Genomic DNA, 22324 nt, shown 5'->3' on the forward strand with positions numbered 1-22324 from the left:
CCGAGTACTCAGGAACTGTACAGGTAGAGCCCCGTAAGGTGGAGTCCATGGCCAATAGAGCAATGTCTATTGTCATTTCCATTGTGCTGGTGCTGGTGGTCCTACGGATCGCCCTCTGGCTGTTTGGCATCGTCGTGAACCTGTTCTTCAACATCGTCCTCGCGATCCTGGTGGTGGTGGGGGTTCTCTTCATCATCAGGGCAGTGACGAGACGGTGACGCAGGAGAAGTGCATGACCGACCAGACGAATTCATCATTGAAAGGCAAGACATAACATGGGACGCATTCTTCCGATCAGCCTCACCGGCATCCTGCTCATCGTGATCATCGTGATCCTGGTGACGTGATCCGCTGAATCGAGCAACACCTGAGAGGGCGGGGTCCGAGTATTCGGATCCCGCCCTCTTGCTGTGCCGAGAACGCGCTGTCCGCGCCTCTGGCGCACCTTCACCCGGCGGCCGGGCCCTCGCTCCGAGGCGCCGGCTCGATCCGGAGGGACTGCGAGTACAGCCTGCTCGGCACCTGCGTGTGGGTCATCAGAACCACACTTCGCCGTCCACCCGCCGCGCCGAGGAGCTCCTCGAGCAGCTGCTGCGCCATCTGCTCGTCCACGTGGGCTGTCGGCTCATCCAGGATCAGCACCCCTGCGCCGGAGAGCAGGCCCCTCGCGACCGCGATGCGCTGCGCCTGACCTCCGGAGATCAGAGAGCCGAACATGCCCACCGGAGTGTCCAGCCCGTGCTGCGACTGTGCCCAGTCCCAGAGTCCGACGGCGCGCAGCAGCTCCTCGAGCTCCTCATCGCCGGCCTCCTCCGGTCCACGCGGATGAGCCAGCGCGAGATTCGCCCGCAGCGTGGAGTCGAAGATGTGGGCATCCTGCTCGATCAGACACACCTGGCTTCGGAGTTGTTCCGGGCTGAGCGCATCCGCGGCGCCTCCCGCGGTCCGATACCGGCCCTCATAGGCGAGAAATCCGGTCAGTCCCAGCGCGAGTGCACTCTTCCCAGCACCGCTGGGGCCGGTGACCAGCAGATTCTCACCAGGGGCGAGCCTCACCGAGACGGGCAGACTGACGGCCGAGGGGGCGTCGGGCCAGTGCACGGTGAAGTCGTGCAGCTCGAGCGCGAGATCCTCGGGGGCTGAGCTTCGCCCCTTCTGCCCGACCGGGGCCTTCTCCGAGCGTTCGGGTTCGGGAGCGATCTCTGCGATACGACGGGCGTGGGTGAGGACCCTGCGCCGTGCGCTCCAGGCAAGCGGCACGCTTGCTGCCAGTTCGAAGACTGCAAGCGGGATCAGCGCCAGCGTGGCGAGGACCGCGGGGTCCACCTCGGCGAAGCCCAACGTCATCTCGGGGCCCATCAGCACCGCGGGCTGCAGGACGGGAATCCCCAGCAGCAGTGCTCCCAGCACCGCCGCTCCCAGACCACCGGCGAGCAGGGCGGCCACCAGCCCTGCGCCCCTGGCGCCGAGCAGAGCCTCACGACGCAGTCGCGCGTCAACCTCCTGGACCCTGCTCAGCTGGGCATCCACCGCGTCATAGGCGATCAGGACATCGAGCTCAGCGACGAGGTCCACCACCTCATCGGCCAGTGCGCCGCGCAGCTGCGCCGTGCGGCGTTCGGCGCGCACCGTCATCGCCTCGGTAGCCACCGTGCCCAGCAGCAGCGTCACCACCAGCAGCGCGGCCAGGGTGAGAGCCACTGCCGGGGAGAACCAGGCGACCGCCGCCAGGGTCGCCACCACCACGGTCGCCGAGGATGCCAGGGGCTGGATCACCCGTGTGGGCAGGTCGGTGAGGCCATCGACGTCACGCACCACTCGCGTGAGCAGATCCCCTCGACGGCGCGGCCCGAGCTTCACCGGGGCCAGCGGCTCCAACCGGGAGAAGGCGTCCACCCTGACCTCGCTGAGCGCGCGGAAGGCTGCGTCGTGAGTGCTCAGTCGCTCAAGGTAGCGGAAGAACCCACGAGACAGGGCGAAGGCCCGGACCCCGACGACCAGCAGACCCAGATAGAGGATGGGAGGCTGCTCGGCGGCACGGGTGATCAGGTATGCCGAGCTTCCCAGCAGCAGCACGGCACTGAGCCCGGAGAGGATCCCGAAGAGCACTCCTGGCGCCATCTGCCGCCAGGGCGGGCGTGAGGCGGAGAGCAGGCTGCGCGCCTGCCGGAGCGCTGCCTTGTCCTGGGTCGTCACCGTCATGCCCTCACCTCAGATGAGGTCGTCGCGAGATCGATCACTCGGTCCGCCGCCTCCCGGAATGCCCGGCGGTGGCTGATCACCACCACGGTCCGACCGGCCGCCGCCTCAGACTTGAGGGTGCGGATCAGCCGGGCCTCCGCGGCATCGTCGAGCGCCGCGCTGGGCTCGTCCAGGAGCAGGACCGGAGAGTCCTGGCTGCGCGCCCGGACCAGGGCTCGAGCGATGGCGACCCGGTGGGCCTGACCACCGGAGAGTCCTGCCCCACGTACCCCGAGGTGCCGGTCCAGGCTCAGCTGGGGATCGGTCGCCGTGATCCCCACATCGCTCAGCGCCTCCCGGGCCAGCTGCTGGCTCCCGGCGCTGGAACCCAGGGTCCGGCCGCGGACCCGAGCCCCGTCCCCGCCGTGGTCCATGAGGATGTTCTCCAGGATCGTTCCGCTGCGCAGCCCGTGGCGCTGGCCGCTCCAGGCGATGAGCTCGCGTCGCCCCGCGCCGCTGAGCTGCGCCGTCGTTCCCCCCGCGTCCTGGGCCGGAAGCAGGATCGTTCCGCGAAAGTCGAGGAACCCCAGGATCGCCGCGAAGAGGGTGGACTTGCCGATGCCGCTGGGCCCAGCCAGCACCGTGAGCTCAGAGGCAGGGGCCGCCAGGTCCAGCCCCTCGAACACTGCGACGCCGCCGCGCTCCACACGGAGCCTGCTGATGACCAGGTCCCGGGGCCCGGCGATCCGGTTCTCGCCGATTCCTGCGTCCGGGACCTCCACCGCCTCGCCGCGAGCCGGAGCGGCGTCGAGGATCTCGAAGACGTCCTCGGCGGCGGCCACGCCTTCGGCGGCCGCGTGATAGTTCGTGCCCACCTGGCGCAGCGGCGCGTAGGCCTCGGGCACGATCAGCAGGACGAAGAGACCGACCGCCAGGTCCATCTGCCCGTCGATCAGTCGGATCCCCACCGAGACGGCCACCAGGGCCACCGAAAGGCTCGCGGCCAGGTCCAGCACGAACCCGGAGAGGAAGCTGACTCGCAGCACCTTCATGGTGCCGTGGCGCTGCGCCTCGGAGAGCTCGCGCAGATTCTTCCGCTGATGATGCTGCCGGTTGAAGACCTTCAGCGTGGCAAGACCCTCCACGAGATCCAGATAGGTCCGCGAGAGATGATCGAGCCGTCTCCACTGGCGCTGCTGCGCCGTCCGGGTGGTGTACCCGATCAGCACCATGAACAGCGGGATCAGCGGGAGCGTGAGCGCGACGATGACCGCGGTGGTGAGATCCTGGGTCGCGAGCACGCTCAGGTGCAGCGGGATGGCCAGTGCCGTGAGCACCAGCTGCGGCAGATAGCGGGAGAAGTAGGGGTCCAGTGCGTCCAGCCCGGCACCCAGCACGGTGACGGCGTGAGCGCTGCCTCGAGAGGGCGCATCACCCTGACCGGCGGCAACACCCTCGGCAAGCGCCCGGGCGGAGCCGAGCCGGAGCTGACTCTTGACCTTCACCGCCGCCCGCGCGGCCACAGACTCCATGGCCCAGGCCAGCGCCGCGCGGCCCAGCACCACCATCGCCAGGCCGAGAAGTGCGGGCACCAGCTCGGGCAGCAGCGCAGCGTCGCCGAGCCCGGGCTGCTCTCCGAGGATCCCGGCCCACGCGGCGGCGCGGGCCAGGATCGAGGCCAACAGCCAGCTGAAGGCGATCACCAGCGCCACCTGGGCCAGGCCGAGCAGCGCCGCGACCACCAGGAAGCTCCGAGAGGCGGCGGCGTAGCGCAGCAGCCGCGGATCCAGTGGTTTCATCGCGTCTCCTTCCGAGCTAGTGGGTGGCGGCCAGGATGTGGTCGCGACCCAGCCGGCGACGGAAGACCCAATAGGTCCAGGCCTGGTAGCCGATGACCAGCGGCGTGGTGATCAGCGCGACCCAGAGCATGACCCCCAGCGTGTACTCCGAGGAGCTCGCGTTGATGATGGTCAGGGTGCCCTCCGGCGTCGTCGTCGAGGGCATGACATTGGGGAAGAGCGAGACGAACAGCGTCGCCACAGCAGAGGCGATGCTCAGCGCCATGGCGAAGAACGCGAATCCCTCGCGGCCGCCCAGGCTGAAGAGTCCCGCGGCCACCAGGGAGGACGCCGCGAGTCCCGCGAGCGCGATGATCCAGCCCAGGTGCGCCACCTCGACGTGCATGGCCACGGTCCAGAGCAGGAACGTGGCGGCCACCGCGATGGTGGGCACCATGAAGCGCAGGACCATCGACCGGGCGCGGACCCTGATCTCGCCTTCGGTCTTCAGCGCGATGAAGATCATCCCGTGCACCAGGCACAGCAGCACCATGGTCGCCCCGCCGAGCAGGCCGTAGGGGTTCAACAGCCCGAAGAGCGAGATGCTGACCTGGTGGTCTGCGTCCATGGGGACTCCGCGCACGATATTGGCGAAGGCCACGCCCCAGAGGAAGGCGGGCAGGAAGGACCCGATGATGATCATCAGGTCGAACCGCGCGGCCCATTCGGGGTGCTTGCGCTGATGCCGGTACTCGAAGCTGACCCCGCGGAGGATCAGGGCGAGCAGGATCAGCAGCAGCGGCAGGTAGAAGCCGGAGAAGAGACTGGCGTACCACTCGGGGAACGCGGCGAAGAGCACGGCACCGGCCACGATGACCCAGGTCTCGTTGAGGTCCCAGACCGGACCGATGGTGTTGATCATGACGCGGCGGTCGGTGTCATCGCGTCCCAGCAGCGGCAGCGCCATGCCCACTCCGAAGTCGAACCCGTCGAGCACGAAATAACCGATGAAGAAGAACGCCACCAGGGCGAACCAGATCTGTTCGATGTCCATCAGAAGATCCTCATTTCCTGCGCGGCGCGCGGCGACTCAGTAGACGATGGCGAGCGAGTCAGGTTCCGCATCTTCACCGTCTCCCTGGGTGATCTCCGGTGGTCCCTCTTGGGCCGCCTTGACGATGAGCTTGAACTCCACGACGGCGAGGATGCCGTAGATGGCGGTGAATGCCGCGAGTGAGACCGCCACCTGCCATCCGGCAACATTCGGGGAGACCGCGGCCTCGGTCTTCATCAGCCCGAAGACGATCCAGGGTTGGCGGCCCATCTCGGTGAAGATCCAGCCCACCAGTGAGGCGGCCATGGGCAGCGGCGCGGTCCAGATCAGCACCCTCCAGAGCCGATCCTGGACCAGAGCGCTGCGCTGGGGAGCGTTCTTCCGGGTCAACCAGAGCATCAACAGGCTGATGAGGGCAGAGAAGGCACCGAGCCCGATCATCCAGCGGAACGCCCAGTAGGTGATCCAGATGATGGGTGAGTAGTCGCCGGGGCCGAACTGGGTGACGTACTGCGCCTGGAGGTTGTTGATCCCTTCGACCTCGCCGTCCAGGGTATGGGTGGAGAGCAGCGAGAGCAGGTGCGGGATCCGGATCGAGAACAGCTCGCTGGCGCCATCGGGTGTGCCCAGTGTGAAGATCGAGAAGCTCGCGGCGCTGGTGGTCTCATAGAGGCCTTCGGCCGCCGCCATCTTCATCGGCTGGGCGTCGACCATCGCCAGGGAGAGCTGGTCGCCGGAGAGGCCCACGCCCATGAAGGCGAGCACATTCGTCCAGAGACCGGCCTTCAGCGCCGTGCGCATGGTCTCGAGGTGCTGATTGCGGCGCAGGTGCCAGGCGGCGACGGCGATCATCACCGTGGCGGCGAACATGATTGCCGCCAGAATGGTGTGCGGGAAGGCCGCGAGCACCACCGGGTTCGAGAGCACCTCCCAGAGGCTGGTCAGCTCCGCCCGGCCACGCTCGGCGTTCATGGTGTAGCCCACCGGGTTCTGCATGAAGGCATTGGCCGCCAGGATGAAGTAGGCCGACATCGCGCTGGCGAAGAAGACCATCCAGATGCAGAGCAGATGAGCCAGCCGCGGGAGCTTGTCCCAGCCGAAGATCCACAGGCCGATGAACGTGGCCTCGAGGAAGAAGGCCGCGAGTCCTTCAATGGCCAGCGGCGCTCCGAAGACATCACCGACGAAGCGGGAGTATTCCGACCAGTTCATTCCGAACTGGAACTCCTGCACGATGCCGGTGACCACGCCCATGGCGAAGTTGATCAGGAAGATCTTGCCGAAGAGCCGGGTCAGCCGGAGGTACTTGAGGTCCTTGGTGCGGAACCATGCGGTCTGCATGATCGCCGCCATCAGCGCCATGCCGATGGTGAGCGGGACGAAGATGAAGTGATACAGCGTGGTCAGGCCGAACTGCCAGCGGGCCAGGGCCAGCGGATCGAAGAACTCTTCCATGCATTCCCACCTCAACAGCACGGGCGGGCCTCCGCTGCCGGGCGCCAGACCTGCTCCCGGGAGCGGGTCATGATCCCGGGTGACGCTGGTCGTCCACGGAGGCTGTCACGCTGTCGCGACGTCCGCTGTACTCGAATTCTACGTCGTGTAGAAGAGTTCTTCTACACGATGTAGAAAAGTGTGGTGAACCACTCAGCGCACTCCCGACGCCGCAGGGGGCGGCGCCGGGTGCGCGGTTCGATCCTTGCTGATCAGTCCTCGCTGAGCCCCGCGGCAGGTTCCACCTTGGACAGCGCCCGGGCGGGCAGCAGCGCGGCGAGTGCGGCGGCCAGCAGGGTGATCCCCCAGAGCATCGCCAGCCGCAGCCAGGGCACATCCACCGCGACGGTCCAGTCCGGCATCGCGACCATCGAGGCCACGCCGGCCCAGCCCAAGAAGACGGCGAGCCCGGTGCCGATCAGCAGCGCCGCTGAAGCCAGCAGCACCGCCTCGATGGTGATCATCTGCCCCACCGAGCGGCGGTTCATGCCCACCGCCCGCAGCAGAGCCGCCTCCCGGCGACGCTCCAGCACCGAGAGCGAGAGCGTGTTGCTGACCCCGATGACGGCGACCAGGACCGAGGCGCCGAGCAGGACCAGCACGATCAACAGCACCATGTCGATGGTCTCGCCGTAGCTTGCTCGCATCACGGCCCCGATGTCGTTGTACTCCTCGGCGTGATCCTGGAAGAGCGTGGTCAGCCCGTAGGACTCGTCCGAGCTGATCCCCTCGGCGGTGCGCACCAGCGTGATGCCGTTCTCCGCAGTGAAGGTCCACGGGCCGGCGCCCTCTGCCAGGGGCTGCACCTGAGCCTCCTCCGGCAGCGATTCCGCAGAGATCAGCACCATACCGGCGGGCAGCCAGGACACCGCGGTCCCCTGGACGGTGATGGCCTGATGTTCGGCACCGGAGCTCCAGGTGCCATACGGGGTCAGCTCCAGCTCGGGCTGCTCGCCGTCGAAGACCGCTCCTTCGGCGTTGAGCTGCGGCGAGACGATCGCCTCGTCCCGCCCGGGCGCCAGTCCTTCGGTGCGGGCCACCTCGGCGAAGGTCTCCTCATCGACGAGCACGGCCTGACTCTCGGTGCTTCCACGGCTGCCGGTGATGGTCACCGGCGCACCGGGTGCGCTGGAGTGGGCTCCCACCAGGGAGCTCGCATCGAGGTCGGCGTCGAGGTCCTCGTCCATGGCGCTGATCGAAGCCTCCACCGGGTATTGCTCGGCCAGCTCGTCGTAGAGCACCTTCTGCGCGGTCGAGGCGCCCACCATCATGGTGCCCACCAGCGTGACCCCGACCAGCAGAGCCGACGCCGTCGCCGTCGTGCGCCCAGGGACCTGCCGGGCGTTCTGACCGGCAAGCGGAGCGTTGACCCGCAGCCCGGGCAGGGCTCCCAACAGACGTCCCCCGCGCGCCGCCAGCGGCGGCACGACCAGGCGCGCCAGCAGCAGGACCCCGGAGAAGCCGATCATCGCACCGGCCACGCCCACCAGCGGCGCCGGCAGGAGGAGCGGGTTGTTCTGAGCAGTCGCGAGCAGCGCGGCGGCGAGCACCGCGGAGAACCCGCCCAGGGTCAGCAGAAGTCCCACCACGAGGCGCGGCTTCGAGAGCCGAGCCGACGCCGGACTGAGCCCGACCGGACGCAGGGCGGCCATGGGTGAGACGCGTCCGGCCTTGATCGCCGGGAGCAGCGCGGAGAGCACCGTGACGACCAGGCCAAGCCCGAGTCCGATCACAGCGGCGAGCACGGTGGGCGTGGCCAGCGGGAGCGCAGGTGCGAACGTGGCACGGGCGATGAGCGAGAAGCCCAGTGCCGCCCCGGCACCCAGCACGACCCCGGCCGCGCCGCCGATCAGACCCAGGAGTGCGCCCTCGAGCAGGGTCGCGCGCTTGAGCTGCGTGGAGGTGGCGCCGATGGCGCGCAGCAGCGCCAGGGTCCGCTGCCGGGAGGCGACGAGCACCTGGAAGGTGTTGGAGATGACCAGCCCGGAGACGAAGACCGAGATGCTGCCGAAGCCGATGGCGAGGTAGGCCAGCACGTTCGCGCTTCCGGACTGCTGGGCCATGCGGGCATCGACGATCTCTTCGGTGGTCTGCACCTCGAGACCGGTGAGCTCCGCGGCCCGCTGGGACTCCAGTCCCTCCGCCTGCTCGGGGAGGAGCCGCTGGATCTGGGCCTGCACCTGGGCAGCATCGGTTCCGGGATCAAGCTGCACGCGGATCTCCGCGGGGCTTGTGCCGGAGGGCATCCGGTCCATCCCCTCGGCGGTGAGGAAGCCGCGCGGGACACCCTGGGTGTCCACCACTCCCACCACCGTGTAGTCCTCTTCCTCCACGGTCGGCTCTGTGCCCTCTCCGGCGTCCTCCTCGTAGACGAAGTTCTGCGCGGTCAAGGTGTCACCGAGCTCCAGGCCCCTGCCCTCGACGGCGGCGGAGCTGACCACGAGCTCGTCATCAGCCTCGGCCTCACGTCCCTGACTGATCTCCCCGACCCGGGTCTCTGACTGCTCGCCCACCTCAAAGCCGATGGTTGAGCTTCCGTCCGCGGACACCTCACTGAGGTAGCCGGAGCCGATGGCGTCGGCGACGGCGACCCCGTCCAGCTCTCGGATGGCTTCCGCCAGTTCGACGTCGTCGCGCAGATACTCCTCGGTGTCCTCATCCCAGGCGGAGAGCCGCATCGTATCGATGATCAGCTCGCTTCCAGCAGCGTCGGCCTCGATCTGCTGGTTGAGGCCGCGGGTGAAGGAGTCCAGCATCAGCACTCCGGCCACGATGAAGGCGACCGAGATGGCTACCGCCGCGCCGGCGGCGACGAGCTTCTTCCCCGCCGAGCGCAGGTTGACCCGGAGCACCGGGTTGCGGCTCATCGGCCGGCCTCGATCAGCGCGGCGGCGAGCTGCTCCGCGGTGGGCTTCTCCAGCGTGCCTGCCACGCGGCCGTCCGCCAGCAGCACGGTGCGGTCGGCCTGAGCGGCGGCGTTGGCGTCGTGGGTGACCATGATGACCGTCTGACCGAATTCGTCCACTGCGGTGCGCAGCAGCCCCAGCACCTCGGCGCCGGTTCTCTGGTCCAGGTTGCCGGTGGGCTCGTCGGCGAAGATCACCGCGGGCCTGCCCACCAGGGCACGCGCCACCGCCACGCGCTGCTGCTGCCCGCCGGAGAGCTCGAAGGGACGGTGCGCCAGTCGGTCGGCGAGCCCGAGCCGGTCGATGACCTGGGCGTAGAAGTCCTGGTCCACGGATCCGCCGCCCAGGTTGGTGGGCAGCAGGATGTTCTCCTCGGCGGTCATCGCCGGGACCAGGTTATAGGCCTGGAAGATGAAGCCGATGCTCTCGCGGCGGACCCGGGTCAGCTGTTTCTCGCTGAGCCCGGTCAGCGTGGTCTCTCCGCGCTCCGAGGACAGGATCACCTCGCCGTCGTCGGCGGTGTCCAATCCGGCGAGCACATGGAGCAGCGTGGACTTCCCGGAGCCGGAGGGGCCCATCACCGCGGTGAACCGCGCGGCAGGGAACTCGATCGAGAGGTCGCGCAGCGGGTGGACCGCCGCGTCCTCGGTGCCGTAGGTCTTGTTCAGCGCCCTGGCGCGCAGGGCGGGAGTCAGTGTGGTGATCATGGACTTCACATTACGAACGAGGGGGATGCTCCCACATCGGACCACAGGCCGGTCTGGACCTCATCCTGCAGGATGAGCGCAGCCACGACGACGCCGCTGCACGGATGGCTTCAGGCCACGAGTCCGGTCTCATAGGCGAAGACCACGGCCTGGACCCGGTCGCGCACCTCCAGCTTCGCGAGCACCTGCCCCACATGGGTCTTCACGGTGGCCTCGGAGACGAACAGCCGGGCGGCGATCTCGGTGTTGGAGTCTCCTGTGGCGAGCTCCAGCAGGATCTCCCGCTCCCGATTGGTCAGCCGATCCAGCCGCTGCTGCTGCCCGGCGTCGGGGCTGCGGCGTCGGCCACCCTCCCGCAGCGTGGAGTCCAGGAGCCGGCGGGTGGTGGTCGGGGCGATCACGGCTCCGCCGGTGGTGACCGTGCGGATGGAGTCCAGCAGTGCCTCGGGCTTCACGTCCTTGAGCAGGAAGCCGGAGGCGCCGGCGCGCAGCGCCTCCAGGGCGTACTCGTCGGTGTCGAAGGTGGTCAGCACGATCACCCGGGTCTTCGTCAGCGCCGGATCTGCGGTGATCCGCCTGGTGGCCTCGAGCCCGTCCATGATCGGCATCCGGATGTCCATGAGCACCACGTCGGGATGGTGCACACCGGCGGCGGCGAGCGCGTCCTGCCCGTTGCCGGCCTGCTCCACCACCTGCAGATCCGGCTGCGAGTCGATCACCATCGCGAAGCCCGCGCGCAACAGCGCCTGATCATCGGCGAGCAGAATCCGGATCTTCGCCGAACCGGTCTCGGCCTCGGTGCCCTGCCCGGGGTTCTCCTCGGGGTTCGAGGAGGCATTCTGAGCGGTGATCATGAGTTCTCCTGGCCATGGTTCGAAGGATTTGCCTCAGCGCCGGGCCCTGCCGGCGATGCGGCTACCGCGGTGGAGAGCGGGAAGCGGGCCAGCACGTCGAAGCCGCCCGAGTGGGCACGGGTCGTCACCGTTCCGCCATAGAGCCGGGCCCGTTCGGCCATGCCGAGCAGCCCGGAGCCGGCGCCGTCGTTGGCCGCGGACGCGCCCAGGCCGGAATCACGGACCTCCAGCATCAGTGCCGGCTCGGGCTCCGCGGCCGTGGCGACCCATACCTCGGCACGGGCCCGCGGGCCGCCGTGCTTGAGCGTGTTGGTCAGCGCCTCCTGGACGATCCGGTAGGCCGCGAGGCCGACACCCTCGGGCAGCCTCGGGATCGAGTCGCTGAGCATGTGCAGCCGGACCTGAAGTCCCGAGGCGCTGACATCGTCGATGAGCTGGGGCAGGTCCTGGACTCCCGGCGCCGGTCGCTTCTGCAGCTCCCCGTGCTCATCGCGCAGCACTCCGAGCATCCGGCGCATCTCGGTGAGCGCCTCGCGCCCGGTGTCGCTGATCGTGGCAAAGGCGGCCTCGGCGCGTTCGGGGTTCTGCTGCAGGACGTACCGACCGCCATCGGCCTGGGCGATCATCACCGACATCGAATGCGAGATCACGTCATGCATCTCCCGGGCGATGCGCATCCGCTCGGCATCCACGGCGAGCCGCGCCTCCTGGTCGCGCTCACGGATCAGCAGCTGGTTGCGCTCGGAGATGGCCCCGAGCTCTCGACGACGACGCCCGGCCAGGTGCCCGGCGAGCCAGAAGACCAGGGCTACGGCACCGGCGAAACCGCCGGTGAGTCCGGCTCCTGCCAGCGCCTCGGTCCAGTTCCCGTACCCCTGGTACTGCTGCTGGTAGTGCAGATCCAGGTACACGAAGTACGCGCCCAGTGCCGCGGCCCCGAGCAGCGCCACGGCCAGGTAGCCCCAGGAGACGCGTGGGGTGCCGTATTTGGCGCAGGCATAGACCACCAACGGGACCGCCAGTGCAGAGACGCTCGGCGCGGCGCCGATCACCAGCTGCCCGGCGCAGCAGACCGCCATGAACCCGGCGGCCGCCCCGGGGTTGGTGCGCGAGAACGCGAGCGGAAGGATGCACAGGATCTCGAGAAGGATCCCCGCATACCAGGGGACCTCGAGCCCGATCTCGCTGAAGGAGCGCGCGCCGCCGGAGTACGAGAAGACCATCAGCACCAGCAGCGGGAGAACCTTGACCAGCGCGTCGATCAGGCGCTGCCGGGTGCGGGTCCTGGCCTCCTGAGTGTCAGTCAGCAGCGGCATCGCGGTCTCTGCCCCGTTCCGCCGGCCCGGCTTCTTCCTGCGAATCTGCATTCTGCCCGGCTGCTTCCTGCCCGGCTGCTCGCCGGGCCTCCTCACGGCGCTGCGCCACCTCCTCGGGGGCGTACTTCTCCACCATGCCCTTCTCCGGGCGGCCATGCTCGCGGCGGTAGCGCACGGTCTCCGAGACCAGGTAGGTCGCAGGCCCGAGGATCGGCAGCAGGAAGATCACCGCGCCCCAGATCGTGGTGCGTCTGCCGGTCTTCTCCGAGTCCTGCACCATCACCATCAGTGCCGCCACCAGCAGCCCTATTGCGGTGACCGCAATCGCCCAGGCCCAGACGGGGTTGCTCTCGGTCAGGAGGCGGAGGGCTGCCGCGGAGCTGAAGGGATTCACAGTCTCAGTCTAGAAGCCGCGCCTGGGCAGGGCCTCCTCCTGCGGGACCAGATCAGCGCGGGTGGGCGAGGCCTCGCCAGATTCGGATCAGCTCTGCCGCAATGGGCCCGGGCACGCTTAGACTTCGCTCACGGATCGACGTGGTGCGCCGGCAGAGCGTGGTTCAGGGCCGCGCCGTGGTGGATCGGGAACCGAGAGGTGGACGGCATGGGGAGGCTCTCTGCACGCGGCGCCGCCTTTCTGCGAGCGCACCTGGTCCACCTGGTCTGCGCCCTGGCGCTGGCATCCCTGGCGCTGACACCCTCTCTGGTGCCCCGCCCCACGGTGTTCCAGGGCGTCATGGCGGGGCTGTGGTTCATGGTCGGCTTTCAGCTCGGGTTCGCGGTGCGGGCCGCGGGCCGGGCTCTGGCCCGGCGTCTCCCCGGCAGGAGATCCGGATCGGTGGCCGGGCCGGAGGTTCCTGCCGGCTCCACCCCCGGCGGACGGGGAAGGCGCTCACCGGTTCGCGCGGGGGGCCTCGCGGCTGCCATCGGCGTGGGGCTGCTGCTCTACGTGATCGGCTACGGGGCGCTGGTGGTGTCCTGGCAGAACGAGGTCCGCGAACTGGTGGAGATGGAACCGGTCGACGGCCCCGGGCACGCCGCGTTCCTGACAAGCATGGCCGTGACGATGCTGGCGCTCTTCGGGATCGCCAAGGCGATCGCCGCGCTGGGCGACGCGGCGGGACGCTGGGTGGCAGGCCGAGGCGGCTCCGCGCGGCGGCTCCGCTGGGCTTCGCGGGCCACGGCAGTCGTCGCGGTGCTCGCCCTGATCCTGGGGCTGATCGGCGGTGGGCTCAGCGTCGTCGGGCGGATCTATCAGGACCGCGATGCCGGCACGCTTGAGGGCAGCTCGCCCCCGGTGCTGCCCGGGCGCTCCGGCGGACCTGGATCGGCCGTGGACTGGGACGGGCTGGGCCGGCAGGGTCGCGCCTTCACCGGTGGCGGTCCCAGCGCGGCGCAGATCGAGCAGGTCACCGGCGCCGCCGCAGAGGAACCGGTCCGGGCCTACGCCGGGCTGTCGCAGGGGGCAGACATGCAGGCCCGGGCGGAGCTGGTCGTCGAGGAGCTTGAGCGCCACGGCGGGTTCGACCGTGAGGTGCTGCTCGTCGCCACGCCCACGGGCTCCGGCTGGCTCGAGCCGCAGGCGATCGCGGCGTTGGAGTACCTCTATGCCGGGGACACCGCGGCCGCGTCCATGCAGTACTCGGTGCAGCCCAGCTGGGTCTCGTTCCTGTTCGACCCAGAACTTCCCAAGAACTCGAGCCAGGCGCTGTTTGACGCGGTCCATGCGCGGTGGCAGGCGCTGCCCGAGGCGGAGCGGCCCCGGCTGGTGGTCTACGGGCTGAGCCTGGGTGCCCTGGGCATGTCTGGCAGCTTCGAGAGTCTGGAGGACCTGCTGGAGCGCACCGACGCGGCGCTGTTCACCGGTCCGCCGGCGACCTCCGAGCCGTGGCGCAGCCTGCAGGCGAACCGCGATCCCGGGAGCCCCGTCTGGCAGCCGATCTATCGGGACGGAGAGCGGGTGCGCTGGCAGTCCAAGCCCGGTGACTTCGCCGCGCTGGAGGGTTCCTGGCGAGAGCCTCGCCTGGGCTATCTTCAGCACGCCACCGACCCGATCACCTGGCTGGATCCCGCGGTGATCTACCGATCCCCGGAATGGCTGAGCGGGCCAGCGGCGTCCGGTGGGCGCGGGGCCGATGTCAGCGACTCGATGCGCTGGATCCCCGGTGTCACCTTCCTGCACCTGGTGGCGGACATGCTGGTCAGCGAGGCGGTGCCGCCCAGCCACGGCCACAACTTCGGCGACGTCGCGGTGGACGGCTGGGCGCAGGTGCTTCCGGGCCATGAGCGCAGCCAGGCGCAGCTGGAGGCGATCCAGTCCGTCATCGAGGGCATCGACACCCACGATCCGACCTGGGAGTGAGGCTCAGGCGTCGACCTGCCCCGGCTTGACGCAGAGGACGGGGGTGTTGGCCTGCAGGATGATCTGCTGCGCCGAGGAGCCCATGATGAATTTGCTCGCCGGGGTGCGCTGACGAATGCCGATCACGATCACCGAGGGGTCGATGCGCTCCGCGGTGTCCAGCAGATCCCCCACACCGTCCTTGCCTCGAGCGTCCGGCTCGGCGTAAGCCTCCCGCACCCCTGCCGCCTCGGCCGCGCCCGGTGCGGGGCGCTCTCCGCCGAGCCCGAAGTAGAGCAGATCCTCCCCGCGGCGCGCCGCCTCCTGGAGTGCGAAGGCGTAGGCGGCCCGCCCTTCGGCGGTGTCGGTGCCAGCGACGAGGACGGTCATGGGGGCTCCTAGGGGTCAGGTGTCCGGGGCGAGGGCCACGGAGTGGATGTCCGGTCTCGGGACTGCGAGCATCGAGGCCAATCTGTGTAGGATACCGCCCTATGGCGTGATTGCGATCACGAACGATCGGGGCTGCGCCGCACCACAGACAACGTCCGATCCGCAGTGACGCCGATCGGCATCGAAGGGAACTGATGAGCCAGCAGGCCACACCCGATTCCGCCTCGCCGTCGCGCCGCAAGAGGATCCTCACCGGCGGCTTCGCCGTCGTTGCGGTGGGCTGCGTGGCAGCTGCCTCGTTCTTCTCCATCCAAGCCGCATCGGGTGGCACGGATGTGCGCAACAACGTGACGCTGATCGCGCCGGCGGCGGCCGGCGGCGGGTGGGACACCTTCCAGCGCGAGCTGCAGCAGAGCATGCAGACCAACGATCTCGTGAACAACGTTCAGGTCATCAATGTCCCCGGCGCCGGGGGAACCATCGCCATCGGCAATGTGGCCCAGCTGCCCGAGGCCAACAACCTGATGGTCGGTGGCACCGGGCAGATCGCGGCCCAGATTCAGTTCGGCACCCCCTCCCGGCTTCAAGACGTCACTCCGGTCGCGAAGGTCCTTGAGGAGTACGACATCGTCGTGGTGCCAGCCGACTCACCCCACGAGACCATGGACGATCTCGTCGAGGCGTGGCAGGAGAATCCCAGCGGGACCCCCTGGACCGGGGGTGGATCCTTCGACCAGCTGGTGATGACCGAGATCGCATTGGTCGCAGGCATCAGCCCAGGCGAGACCACCTACATCCCCTCTGACGGTGGAGGTGAGGCGATCCAGGCGCTGCTCAATGGCACCGCCGTCGCCGCGGCCGGCGGATTCGCCGATATGTACCCCCAGGTCGAGTCGGGACGGCTGCGGGTCCTCGGCGTGGCCGCCGAGGACCGGCTCGCAGGAGAGGACGACATCCCGACCCTGGCCGAAGAGGGCTACGACGTGACCCTGACCAATTGGCGGGCGCTCTTCGCCCCGCCCAGCGCCACCGAGGAAGAGGTCACCGAGTTGAGAGAACTGGTCGACGAGGCGGTGGCCACACCCGAATGGGCGGCGACCGTGGAGCGCAACTACTGGCGTGAGGCGCCCTTGCAGGGTGAAGAGCTGGATCAGTACATCGCCGACGAGACCGAACGCATCGGCGGCCTGTTCGAGGAGATGGGACAGTGAGCACCCCGATGAACCCCTCGCCTCCAGCGCACGAAGACCCCGCGCCGCCGGCCAGCTCCGCCTCCGGCCCGGACCAGCCCGACCATCCAGGGCCTGCTCCCGCCGGGGAGGGCACCTTCTGGCACGGTCGCTCAGGGCTCATCATGCCCGTGGTCATCGCCGGATTCAGCCTCTACATCCTCTTCGGCGTCGCCACGATGGACGTCGGGGACGCCGACTTCCCGGGACCCCAGTTCTTTCCCAGCATCCTGGGCGTGCTCGGACTGGTGCTCGCCGGCATCATCGCCGCAGGGATCCTGCGGAAGCCCGAACACCCGGAGAACAGCTCCGGGAAGTCCTGGCGGTTCCATTCTGACTTCAACGCGCTGGGCTGGACGGTGGGCGGGTTCCTCGCCTTCGCCGTGCTGCTTCCCTGGTTGGGCTGGATCCTCGCCGGAGGGCTGTTGTTCTGGTGCGTGGCGCGTGGCTTCGGGTCCCGTCGTGCGCTCTTCGACATCCTGGTGGGCCTGTTCATGAGTTCCGTCGCATATCTCGGCTTCAGCGTGGCACTGGGCCTGAACCTGCCTTCGGGCATTCTCGGAGGCGGTTTCTGACATGGACTCACTTCCACTCCTGATGGAGGGCTTCGCCGGAGCCCTGACACCTGCAAACCTGCTCTGGGTCGTGGTGGGCTGTCTGCTGGGAACCGCGGTCGGCGTGATGCCGGGCCTGGGTTCCTCCATGGCGGTGGCGCTGCTGCTGCCGATGACCTTCGCCCTGGACCCGACGGCGGCGTTCATCCTCTTCGCCGGGGTCTACTTCGGCGGCCTCTTCGGCGACTCCACCATGGCGATCCTGATGAACACCCCCGGCCAGGCGTCCGCGATCGCCTCGACCTTCGAGGGTCACCGCATGGCCCTGGACGGACGGGCGCCCCAGGCCCTGGCCACGGCTGCCATCGGGGCGTTCATCGGTGGCATCATCGCCTCGACCATCGTGGTGTTCTTCGCCCCGACGCTGGCGGAGCTCTCGCGCTACTTCGGACCTGCGGAGTACTTCGCGCTGGCGGTCTTCGCATTCATCGCGACCTCCTCGGTGGTCTCCGAGTCGGTGCCCAAGGGGCTGGCCTCGCTGATGCTGGGCCTGGGGCTCTCCACGGTCGGCATCGACGCGGTCACCGGCACCCAGCGCTTCACCCTGGGTGCGCCGCAGCTGTTCGAGGGCATCTCACTGATCACCGTCACCGTGGCGATCCTCGCCCTGGGCGAGGTCTTCCATGTGGCCTCGAGGGCTCGACGCGATCACCCCGACCTGAAGACCCGCTCCGCCGGACGTCCCTGGCTGAAGTGGGCCGAGTTCAAGGAAGCCGCTCCGGCCTGGGGCCGCGGCACGGTGATCGGGCTGCCCTTCGGCGTGATCCCGGTCGGCGGTTCCGAGGTGCCCACGTTCATGGCCTATGACGTGGAGCGCCGGCTGGATCGGCGTCGTCGCCTCCCGCAGTTCGGCAAGGGTGCCATCCGGGGCCTGGCTGCACCGGAGGCGGCGGGCAACTCCACGACCGGCATGGCGATGGGCGCGCTGCTCGCCCTGGGTCTCCCGGTCTCCGCGACGGCTGCGATCATGCTGGCGGCCTTCCGCCAGTACGGCCTGCAGCCCGGACCGCTGCTCTTCGACCGCAACCCCGAACTGGTCTGGGCGCTGCTCGCCAGCTTCTTCATCGCGATGGTGGTGCTGCTGATCATCAACCTGCCCTTCGCGCAGCTGTGGTCCAAGCTGCTGCTGATCCCACAGCCCTACCTCTATGCCGGCATCGCGCTGTTCTGCGGGCTCGGCGTGTTCGCCACCTCCGGGCGGGTCTTCGACCTGTTGCTGCTGCTGGGCATCGGCCTGGTCGGCTTCGGGATGCGCCGCTACGGCTACCCGCTGGCTCCACTGATGATCGGCATGGTGCTCGGTCCGCTGGCCGAGACCTCGATCCGCGACGCCCTGCTGTCCTCCGACGGCAACTATGCGGCGCTGATCGACAGCCCGATCACCTGGTTCATCTACGGACTGCTGGCCCTGGTCCTGGCGTTCACGGTGCGCGCCGCAGTGCGGAAGAAGAGCCGACAGGACATCTGAGGCTGCGGCCGCGGGGCCGCGGGGCCGGAACCACCGGACTCATCAGGACCGGGGTCCAGGGTCGTCCGGCTCGGCGATCCAGCGCTGTCGGATCTTCACCGCCGCCCAGAGGACGAGGGGCAGGCTCAGCAGCACCGTGAAGAGCCGGACCATATGGGCGCCGATGATGACCGCGCCGTCGAATCCCAGCGCGACCCCGGCGGTCACCATCTCCCCCACCCCGCCGGGCATCAGCGAGAGCATCGCCTCGGCGGGGTCGAGGATCCCCAGGGCGGCGAAGGCCCACCCGAAGAGCAGCCCCGCCCCCAGCACTGCGCCCACGGCCAGGGTTCCGGGGGCGAGGAATCGCCTGAACTGGCGGAACGTGTCCGGGGCGATCGTCGCGCCGATGGCGGTGCCGACCAGCAGCTGGGCGAGGAGAACGATCAGATCCGGCACCTGCACCGCCAGGCCGAAGCCGAGGTTGATCGCAGCGGCCCCCACCAGGCCGCCGGTGATCGGCCACAGCGGGATCCGGCACCGGCGGAAGATCAAGGCTGCCGCGGCGGAGCCCGCCATCACCGCAAGCAGCGGCAGCAGCTGGAGAAGCAGCTGCGTCATGGGCGCACCGCCGTCACGAGAGCACCAGCAGCAGGATCGGCAGGATCACGAGCACCAGTGAGAACAGTCGGACCGCGTGGACGCTGAGCACCACCCCGACCTGGGCGCCCTTGTCGATGGCGATCGTGGTCACCTCGGCGAGACCTCCGGGTGTCACGGCGAGCACCGCCGTGACCGGATCCACCTGGTAGCGGATCATCAGCACCGTGATGAAGACCAGATTCAGCGCGGTCAGGGCCAGGTAGGCCAGGACCACGGGCAGTGCGATCACTGCGGTGCTCAGGAGCGAATCCAGGGTGAGCAGCACTCCGGCGGCAAGTCCGACGGTGGTCAGCCCGATCTGTCGCAGGACGATCGGCAGGCTGGCGGGCTTCATCCGGCGGGTCCAGGGCTGGTTGACCAGTGCCGCGCCCACCACGCTGCCGATCAGCATTCCAGCCGGCACGCCGAGGAGCTCCAGCACCGAACCCACGCTGAGGCCGCCCAGCAGCAGCTTGCCGATCCCGAGCAGCTGCGTCGGACGTGACGTCTCATCCCCGGTGGCCAATGCTGTGTCCGTCCTGATCTAGCGCTGCGGCCAGACGGAGCGTTCCCGCATGACCGCGGCGAGCGCCTCGGCGTCGTCGGTCATCAGACCGTCCACGCCCATGTCTAAGAGTTCGTGCATCTCGGCGGGGTCATCGATGACCCAGACGTGGACCTGAAGGCCCGCCCGGTGGCAGCGCTGCACGAAGCGCGGGGTCACGACCCGGACCCGGCCCTGGGAGACCGGGACCTGGACGCAGTCGATCTCGGCGATGCGCCCGCCGAGCCGGCCGATCAGCCCCAGCGGGCCCAGCAGCACGATCAGTGCGGTGGCTGCCCAGCCACCGGAGGCGGCGACCGGCCGGGTCAGCCGACGCCGGACGTGGTGGCGTCGGGAATCGTTGAAGCTGGCGGCGAGCACCCGGTCGTGGGCCTGGTGCGCCTCCACGAGACGCACGAACTCGGTGACCGCCGCGGCGTCCTTGAGGTCGACGTTGAGGTGGACGTCGTCCCAGGCGTCCAGCAGCTCCTCGAAGCGCACCAGGGGTTCGCCGGGGTCGCCTCCGGTGCCTACGCGCAGCTCGGCGAGCTCCGCCCAGGTCTTCTCGCTCAGCCGGCCGCTTCCGGTGGTGGCGCGGTCCAGCTCCTCATCGTGGAAGACCACCAGGGTGCCGTCGGCGGCCGTGCGGACGTCGATCTCCAGGTAGCGATAGCCGAGGTCGACCGCCTGGCGGAACGCGCCCATGGTGTTCTCCCGGCGCGGATCGGCGCCGCGGTGCGCGAAGGCCAGCGGCCGGTGCTGCAGCGGGCCGGGCCGGGAGTTCAGCAGGTAGGGAACCTCCCGGTAGGCGGGCCGGCGGTAGAGCTCGGGCATCTAGAGCTCTCCGGCGAGCAGCTTCTCGATCACCTGCGCCACGCCGTCCTCGTCGCAAGAGGCTGCGGTGTGGTTCGCGGCGGAGCGGGCCTCCGGGTGGGCCGATCCGACGGCCCACGAGGTGCCGGCCCAGCGGAGCATCTCAATGTCATTGGGCATGTCCCCGAAGGCGACGACCCGTTCCTGATCGATGCGCTGGGAGGCGGCGTAGCGGGCCAGGCCGGCTGCCTTGTTCACCCCGGGGGCGGAGAGCTCCAGCAGGCTGACCCCGGGAGCGGAATGAGTGACGGTGAGCAGATTTCCGACCCGCTCCTGGACCCGGCCCAGGAATTCATCCGGGGCCATGGTGTCGGTCTTGCAGAGCAGCTTCACGACCCGGTCGGTCACGTGGGCGCTGGTGACGTCGCTTCCCGGGGTCTGGGCCGCATTGCTGAGCCCATCGCGCTCCAGGGTCTCGTCCAGCGGTCCGAGTCGCAGGTCTTCCTCGGTGACGCCGGCGGCGCGTCGGCGGTCGGCTTCGAAGAACAGCGAGCCCGCGATGAAGGGCTCCTCCATGTGCAGGTGCTGGAGGGTCTCGGCCGCGAAGGAGGCGCGGGGATCGATCTGGCTGATCATGTCCTTGACGCTGAACAGCGCCTCGGCGTCCAGGGCGGACTCGTGGATCAGCCGGTCGGTGGCGAGGTCGTAGATGACCGCACCGTTGGAGGCGATCACGGTGCCCGGCGACCCGAGGGTCTGGCTGATGTGCTTGAGCCAGCGCACCGGGCGCCCGGTGACCAGCACCACCCGGACCCCTGCCGACTGGGCGGCCTGGAACGCCTCGACGGTGCGCATCGAGACCGTGCCGGAGTGGGTGTGGGTGTAGCTGAGGATGGTCCCGTCGATGTCGCTGGCGATCAGGTGCACCGGTCCGCCGGTGAGCGTCGGAACGGAGGCGGGGAAGGAGAGCTCGGTCATCGGCTCAGCTCTCGAGCGCCTGGGCAAGCTCATCCGCGGTGGGCGGCTGGGCACCGAAGCGGGAGGAGTTGATCGCCGCGGCACGGGCGGCGGTGCGCAGCACGGTGGCCAGCTGATCGGTGCTGATCTCACGCAGCGCGGCCCGCCGGGAGGCGCCGAGCAGGTGCATTCCGCGCAGCGTGGAGAGCGTGGCGGCCATGAAGGAGTCCCCGGCGCCGACGGTGTCGGCCACCTCGATGGAGAAGGCCTCCTGCTCGGCGAAGCCGGCTCGGGTCAGCCCCATCGCCCCGGAGGGCCCGCGGGTGACGGTGACCAGGGCGGGTCCCAGCTGCAGCCAGGCCTCCATGGTCTCGCGGTGGCTGCGCTCGGGGTAGAGCAGATCGAGATCATCGGTGGAGGCCTGGATGACGTCGGCGCGGGCGATGAACTCCTCGGCCTGCCGACGGGCCTCTTCACGGTTGGGCACCAGGGTGGGGCGGTAGTTCGGGTCATAGGAGATGGTCGCGACGGCGCGCGCCCGATCCAGCACCCCCTTGACCGTCTCCGCGCCGGGCTGGAGCATCGCTCCGATCGAGCCGGCATGGAGGTGCTCCAGCGGACCGGGCTGGGCCGGGTCACCATGTTGAAGGTCTGCGTTCTCACGGTCTGCGTTCTCAGGGTCTGCTGCGGCGGGCTTGCTCTCCCGAGCCAGGGCGCAGAACTTGTCCTCCAGCTCCCCGGCGCTGGGAAGCGTCCAGTCCAGGGTGAACTCGTAGCTGGCCTGCCCGGTGGGGTCCAGGGTGGCCCGCGCCACCGAGGTCGGGGAGGCGTCGGCGTCGAGCAGGGCGGTGATGCCCTGGGCTCGCAGGCTGCGCGCGATCATCCGGCCGTAGTCGTCATCGCCGCGACGACCGGCGAAGACCACGTCGTGCTCCAGCCGGGCGAGCCCCACCGCGACATTGAACGGCGAGCCCCCGACGTGCGCTTTAGGGGCAGATGTCTCCGAATGGACGACATCTACCAGGCATTCTCCGATGACCGCCAGGTATGCACTCACGGT

20 protein-coding genes are annotated in these 22324 nt (G+C 69.1%); 5 read left to right on the forward strand and 15 right to left on the reverse strand.

Going from position 1 to position 22324, the window contains the following annotated elements; all coding sequences use genetic code 11:
- Window positions 1–47 precede the first annotated feature (47 nt).
- A complete protein-coding gene (locus I2487_RS07485) occupies window positions 48–218 on the forward strand; it encodes a hypothetical protein (RefSeq protein ID WP_207171248.1) in 171 nt (56 codons plus the stop codon).
- 229 nt (window positions 219–447) lie between these two features.
- On the opposite strand, the gene cydC is transcribed toward I2487_RS07485, so the two are convergent.
- The 9 genes from cydC to I2487_RS07530 all read right to left on the reverse strand — a co-directional run bounded on the left by cydC (window position 448) and on the right by I2487_RS07530 (window position 12684).
- Complete coding sequence (gene cydC, locus I2487_RS07490; RefSeq protein WP_207171247.1) at window positions 448–2202, reverse strand: thiol reductant ABC exporter subunit CydC; 1755 nt, start codon at window positions 2200–2202, stop codon at window positions 448–450.
- Complete coding sequence (gene cydD, locus I2487_RS07495; protein ID WP_207171246.1) at window positions 2199–3980, reverse strand: thiol reductant ABC exporter subunit CydD; 1782 nt, start codon at window positions 3978–3980, stop codon at window positions 2199–2201. The genes cydC and cydD overlap by 4 nt, the downstream gene beginning before the upstream one ends.
- Before the next feature lie 16 nt (window positions 3981–3996).
- Window positions 3997–5013 (reverse strand): cytochrome d ubiquinol oxidase subunit II, encoded by a 1017-nt coding sequence (gene cydB / locus I2487_RS07500; protein ID WP_207171245.1) that lies wholly within the window; start codon window positions 5011–5013, stop codon window positions 3997–3999.
- A gap of 36 nt (window positions 5014–5049) precedes the next feature.
- Window positions 5050–6468: a cytochrome ubiquinol oxidase subunit I gene (locus tag I2487_RS07505; protein ID WP_207171244.1), complete on the reverse strand. Its 1419-nt coding sequence runs from the start codon at window positions 6466–6468 to the stop codon at window positions 5050–5052.
- A 251-nt stretch (window positions 6469–6719) separates the two neighbouring features.
- Window positions 6720–9374, reverse strand: a complete 2655-nt coding sequence (locus I2487_RS07510) for an ABC transporter permease (RefSeq protein WP_207171243.1) — start codon at window positions 9372–9374, stop codon at window positions 6720–6722.
- Window positions 9371–10120: an ABC transporter ATP-binding protein gene (locus tag I2487_RS07515; protein ID WP_207171242.1), complete on the reverse strand. Its 750-nt coding sequence runs from the start codon at window positions 10118–10120 to the stop codon at window positions 9371–9373. Before I2487_RS07515 ends, I2487_RS07510 begins: the two co-directional genes overlap by 4 nt.
- A gap of 110 nt (window positions 10121–10230) precedes the next feature.
- Window positions 10231–10842, reverse strand: a complete 612-nt coding sequence (locus tag I2487_RS07520) for a response regulator (RefSeq protein ID WP_518523710.1) — start codon at window positions 10840–10842, stop codon at window positions 10231–10233.
- A gap of 128 nt (window positions 10843–10970) precedes the next feature.
- Window positions 10971–12290, reverse strand: coding sequence for a sensor histidine kinase (locus tag I2487_RS07525; protein ID WP_207171240.1), 1320 nt, complete (start codon window positions 12288–12290; stop codon window positions 10971–10973).
- Window positions 12274–12684: a PLDc N-terminal domain-containing protein gene (locus I2487_RS07530; RefSeq protein WP_207171239.1), complete on the reverse strand. Its 411-nt coding sequence runs from the start codon at window positions 12682–12684 to the stop codon at window positions 12274–12276. Before I2487_RS07530 ends, I2487_RS07525 begins: the two co-directional genes overlap by 17 nt.
- Before the next feature lie 207 nt (window positions 12685–12891).
- Between I2487_RS07530 and I2487_RS07535 the strand changes: the two genes are divergently transcribed.
- Window positions 12892–14649: an alpha/beta-hydrolase family protein gene (locus tag I2487_RS07535; protein WP_207171238.1), complete on the forward strand. Its 1758-nt coding sequence runs from the start codon at window positions 12892–12894 to the stop codon at window positions 14647–14649.
- A 3-nt stretch (window positions 14650–14652) separates the two neighbouring features.
- Here the strand turns inward: I2487_RS07535 and I2487_RS07540 are convergent, their stop codons facing one another.
- Window positions 14653–15018, reverse strand: a complete 366-nt coding sequence (locus I2487_RS07540) for a universal stress protein (protein WP_207171237.1) — start codon at window positions 15016–15018, stop codon at window positions 14653–14655.
- 194 nt (window positions 15019–15212) lie between these two features.
- Between I2487_RS07540 and I2487_RS07545 the strand changes: the two genes are divergently transcribed.
- Genes I2487_RS07545 through tctA form a run of 3 tightly spaced genes read left to right on the forward strand, consistent with a single transcriptional unit; the run spans window position 15213 to window position 18329 of the window.
- Window positions 15213–16229: a tripartite tricarboxylate transporter substrate binding protein gene (locus tag I2487_RS07545; RefSeq protein WP_207171236.1), complete on the forward strand. Its 1017-nt coding sequence runs from the start codon at window positions 15213–15215 to the stop codon at window positions 16227–16229.
- Window positions 16226–16822, forward strand: coding sequence for a tripartite tricarboxylate transporter TctB family protein (locus tag I2487_RS07550; RefSeq protein WP_345941359.1), 597 nt, complete (start codon window positions 16226–16228; stop codon window positions 16820–16822). Before I2487_RS07545 ends, I2487_RS07550 begins: the two co-directional genes overlap by 4 nt.
- 1 nt (window position 16823) lies before the next feature.
- On the forward strand, window positions 16824–18329 hold the full coding sequence (tctA, locus tag I2487_RS07555; protein WP_207171235.1) for a tripartite tricarboxylate transporter permease: 1506 nt from the start codon (window positions 16824–16826) through the stop codon (window positions 18327–18329).
- A gap of 42 nt (window positions 18330–18371) precedes the next feature.
- Here the strand turns inward: tctA and I2487_RS07560 are convergent, their stop codons facing one another.
- Genes I2487_RS07560 through I2487_RS07580 form a run of 5 tightly spaced genes read right to left on the reverse strand, consistent with a single transcriptional unit; the run spans window position 18372 to window position 22321 of the window.
- On the reverse strand, window positions 18372–18929 hold the full coding sequence (locus tag I2487_RS07560) for an AbrB family transcriptional regulator (protein ID WP_207171234.1): 558 nt from the start codon (window positions 18927–18929) through the stop codon (window positions 18372–18374).
- Between the two features lie 13 nt (window positions 18930–18942).
- Window positions 18943–19476: an AbrB family transcriptional regulator gene (locus I2487_RS07565; protein ID WP_207171233.1), complete on the reverse strand. Its 534-nt coding sequence runs from the start codon at window positions 19474–19476 to the stop codon at window positions 18943–18945.
- Between the two features lie 18 nt (window positions 19477–19494).
- Window positions 19495–20328, reverse strand: a complete 834-nt coding sequence (locus tag I2487_RS07570) for a glycerophosphodiester phosphodiesterase family protein (protein WP_207171232.1) — start codon at window positions 20326–20328, stop codon at window positions 19495–19497.
- Window positions 20329–21285 carry an HAD family hydrolase gene (locus tag I2487_RS07575; protein ID WP_207171231.1) on the reverse strand — a complete coding sequence of 319 codons (957 nt, stop codon included), beginning with the start codon at window positions 21283–21285 and terminating at the stop codon, window positions 20329–20331. It lies immediately after the preceding gene.
- A gap of 4 nt (window positions 21286–21289) precedes the next feature.
- The gene (locus I2487_RS07580) at window positions 21290–22321 is read right to left on the reverse strand and encodes a PfkB family carbohydrate kinase (protein ID WP_207171230.1); all 1032 of its coding nucleotides are present in this window, start codon (window positions 22319–22321) and stop codon (window positions 21290–21292) included.
- Between the last annotated feature and the right edge of the window lie 3 nt (window positions 22322–22324).

Origin of the sequence: Nesterenkonia sp. E16_10, from assembly GCF_017347085.1 — a bacterium.
Classification (GTDB): domain Bacteria; phylum Actinomycetota; class Actinomycetes; order Actinomycetales; family Micrococcaceae; genus Nesterenkonia.